Source organism: Acidovorax soli, assembly GCF_900107605.1.
GTDB lineage: Bacteria > Pseudomonadota > Gammaproteobacteria > Burkholderiales > Burkholderiaceae_C > Acidovorax > Acidovorax soli.
This window is the reverse complement of record NZ_FNQJ01000072.1, coordinates 1-3,316: the sequence shown is the minus strand read 5'-3', so window position 1 is coordinate 3,316 and position 3,316 is coordinate 1. Positions and strand designations below refer to the sequence as shown.

At 63.0% G+C, this 3,316-nt stretch carries 4 protein-coding genes; 3 read left to right on the top strand and 1 reads right to left on the bottom strand.

The genetic code is table 11. The annotated features are described in order from the left end of the window. Both BLW02_RS19990 and BLW02_RS19310 read left to right on the top strand, forming a co-directional pair. On the top strand, positions 1-239 hold a 239-nt coding region (locus tag BLW02_RS19990), incomplete at its 5' end, for a hypothetical protein (protein WP_244273770.1). After that, entirely contained in the window at positions 236-424 is a 189-nt protein-coding gene (locus tag BLW02_RS19310; protein WP_092701738.1) for a hypothetical protein, read from the top strand. The genes BLW02_RS19990 and BLW02_RS19310, both read left to right, overlap by 4 nt. 270 nt (positions 425-694) lie before the next feature. Here the strand turns inward: BLW02_RS19310 and BLW02_RS19305 are convergent, their stop codons facing one another. Then, on the bottom strand, positions 695-1,633 hold the full coding sequence (locus BLW02_RS19305; RefSeq protein ID WP_092701735.1) for a tyrosine-type recombinase/integrase: 939 nt from the start codon (positions 1,631-1,633) through the stop codon (positions 695-697). A gap of 1,218 nt (positions 1,634-2,851) precedes the next feature. Between BLW02_RS19305 and BLW02_RS19300 the strand changes: the two genes are divergently transcribed. Beyond that, positions 2,852-3,316: helix-turn-helix domain-containing protein (locus BLW02_RS19300; protein ID WP_092701731.1), on the top strand; the 465-nt coding region annotated here is incomplete at its 3' end.

Sequence of the window (3,316 nt, the reverse complement as noted above, 5' to 3'; positions counted from 1 at the left end):
GTGCCAATGTTGTTGCCGATGCAGATGATCAGGACGATCTCGACGGCCCACCACTCAAAAGAATTCCTGTGCTTTTCCCAGGTGAGCGCCAGTTGGCAACTGGCCCAGGTGAAGATCCGCCAAGCCAGCCCAGCATCCCCGGCATGGAGCCAGACCTGCCCAGCATTCAGGCCGAGCTGGAAGCCCGTGGCCAGCTTCGCCTGGGGAACATCGACCCGGAAACCGGAGAAATCGCATGAGATCCGAAAACGAAATGCAGATCACGCTAGCCCGCCTGCGGGATGAATTCAGCGTGAACGTGACCCCGGCCCAGGAGCTGCACGGCCAGGAACTGGCCGACTGGCTAGAGCTGGCCGAGGACGAGCTTTTCAACCGCGAGATTGCGGGGTCGCGGCCTGCTCGCCCTCCTGTTGGCGCGGCCTAGGCGGATCGCCCGCCTTTTCCGCAAGCCTCCATAGCTCCCGGATGGCCAGCCAATGGCCGTACAGAGTGCTATCCGCAAGGCCGCCAGAGGCGCGTATGGCGCGCCAGTAGCTCACCACATGCCTACCCCCTACCTGCCCTATTTCGCGCGCCCCTAGGCCCTCTGCGTGCTCCGCAAAGGCCATCATGCGTGCTGTCTGCTGGCGTCGGTTGTCCTTGCCACCCTTGCGCACATAGGCACGGGTGAGTTGCTGGATTTGCTGCTGGAGATTCATCGACGACCCCCTACGTACTCGGCCACCACCTCGGCGCGTCCATGGCCAAGCTCCTCGCTGATTTTCAGACGTGCCACCAGGTCGGCGGCGCGATCGTTGATAGTGCCCCCCGCGCATGGCGCGGCGTGGCCTGTAAGGGCCTCATACCGGCCGCAGGCATAGGCCGCTCGCAGGTCATGCAGACCTCCCCCGGTGTGCTCCTGCACTACCTCGCGGGCCTCGCGCAATTCGCCCTCACGCCAGCTTCGCCAGCCATCGCCTGGGGGCATCACGGCGATGGCATCGCCCTGTGCATGAGCGGCCCGCTCCAGTGCCTGCACTTGCACCGGCGATGTGATCGAGATCTCGCGCTCTCGCCCGCCCTTGGTGCCGTCACTGATCGTCACGGCCCCCCGCTGGAGAGCTTCATGGAGTGCAGATCGGGCATCGAGTAGTGATGCCTCCTTTGACCGCAGGCCCAACTCGCGCGCAAGCTCCACCGTGGCCGCCGCACGCTCGCCAACCTGCTCGCGCACAGCGGCCAAGGCCTGGCCGTAGGCGGCGCGATCCAGCGCGCCAGGCGCGTCCTCACGGACAGCGCAGCGCTCCTGAATGCCGCACTCCTTGGTCGGGCTCACGCTGCGCCATTCGCCCCTCGTGGCCATGCCCATCACGCTGTTGACGGCACTGACCCTGTTTTGTGCCGTAGAGGCCTGCAGCTGCCCATCCTCGACGCGCGTGGCCAGCTGCAGGCCGTAGTCGCGCACCGCTTCAGGGGTCACGTCTTCCATGCGCTTGATGCCCTGCTCCCTGGCCCAGCTGGTGAAGTCGTTCCATCGATCCGCATTGGTCGCCGCCGTCGAAAACGACACGCCGCCAGCCGTCGCAGCCCGGTCCAGGGCCATTTGGCCAGCCCTCCCCATGTCTCGACTGCCGATGCCGAAATTTCTGCTCATTTGCGCTCCTGGTGCTCATTCAAAGCCGCTCAACGAACGGCTTTGAATGGGCAACAAGCTGCCCATCCAGCCGGGTTCGCGCCGCCATCAGACAGGGGGTCTTGGAGGGGCGTAAGCCCTCAAAGACGCGAAGTTCCGGCACCTCCAAGACCCCCCTAAGGCGGTAAGTTTTGACGCGCGAGATGTGCTCTCGGCAGGCATGGAGGCGGCAGTTTTTAGAGCGTTGCCAGACGCTGCTTGATGGTCATCTGAGCCTAGAGGTGCTGGTCAGGCGTGCCTTGCTAAGGCGTCCTCGTCCGCGGCTTTCGATGACCTTTTCACGCGATTTCACGCACAGCGTGAAGCACCCAAACCGTTACCAGGCGTGGCTTTGGAGGGCGTTTTAGGCACCCGTCTCTGTGTTGACACAGAGACGGGTGCATGGGCGCAGGGGCGCCCACAGTCCTGTCGGACTGGTTCATGCACGCTGACGCGTGCAAGCCGCAACCGGGTTGCGGCTGGTGCAGGGGAGCGATGCGCGCACAGATGCGCAGGCTGTCAGGCTGCGCCGACAGCAAAGGAGGCGGCGCTAGGGCCGCATGCAGCGCGCGAGGCGATGCGGAGATGAACGCCGGGAGGCGTGTGACAAGGCGCCGTGGCAACCAGGTCGATGAAGGGGTGGCACAGGGCCACGAACAAGCCGAAAGGCAAGTGCGCAGATCTTACTCTAGCCCCCCCAGAGGGGGGGCGAATTCGACCCCCCTACGCCCATCCTTCGGTGGGCTGCGCGCTGCGCTTGCGGCCTCCGGCCCGCGCCTAGGGCGCTCCTCCGCGTGGGGCGTGCCGCCCCCCGACCCCCAGGGCTGCGCCCCCTGCGCCCTCGCGGGCGCGGGCTCCCTGCCTTTGTTTTTTTCAAATGGGTGTTTGGCAAGCGAAGCGCGTCAGGCCGTAGGCGGGGCCCCTGTGGTCAAGGTGGCGCCGCAGTGGGTGCATGTGCGTCAACGCGCAGCGTTGTCCACATGTGCCCACGTAGGGCCAGCTTGTCCAGCAGGCAGCACAAGCAGGGCGGTGGTGCCCCCCGGTTTTAGGCTCCCTGAAGATTCTTAGAGAGTTCTCTGTTTTTCCTGGGAGAACCTATGCAACTGAGTTGCATAGGGGTATGCAGTCTGACGACATTTCTTGCCAAAAATTGGAAGCGGATTGTAAAATCTGAGCAACAATTTCAGGAGATGGATTTCCATGAATGAGAAACTGGTTGCAGCACCCAAAGCAATTGGGCGCGAGTTACAAAAGTCCGGATGGGTGCAGACTGACAAAAAAGCTCACGAGGCTTGGGCTCGCTTTACGCTTCACAAGCCCACGGCTTCCGCGCTGCTGCATTACATGTGTGCCTACATGGTTGACCAGAACGCCCTGGTGGTTTCGCAGTCTGTGCTCGCCAAGCGCCTGGGGGTGTCCCAGAGAACCATCGCCACCGCCATCTCCGACTTGTCGGCCAATCAGTGGATTCAGATCGTGCGACTGGGCAAAGGCAAAGAGTGTGCTTACGTGGTGAATGACCGAGTGGCCTGGGACAAGCCAAGGGACAAATTGAACCTTTCGCTTTTCAGTGCCAATGTTGTTGCCGATGCAGATGATCAGGACGATCTCGACGGCCCACCACTCAAAAGAATTCCTGTGCTTTTCCCAGGTGAGCGCCAGTTG

Bases quoted from the DNA above. Each gene is read 5' to 3' on its own strand.
- BLW02_RS19310 (WP_092701738.1), top strand. From the start codon at position 236: ATGAGATCCGAAAACGAAATGCAGATCACGCTAGCCCGCCTGCGGGAT.
- BLW02_RS19305 (WP_092701735.1), bottom strand. From the start codon at position 1,633: ATGAGCAGAAATTTCGGCATCGGCAGTCGAGACATGGGGAGGGCTGGC.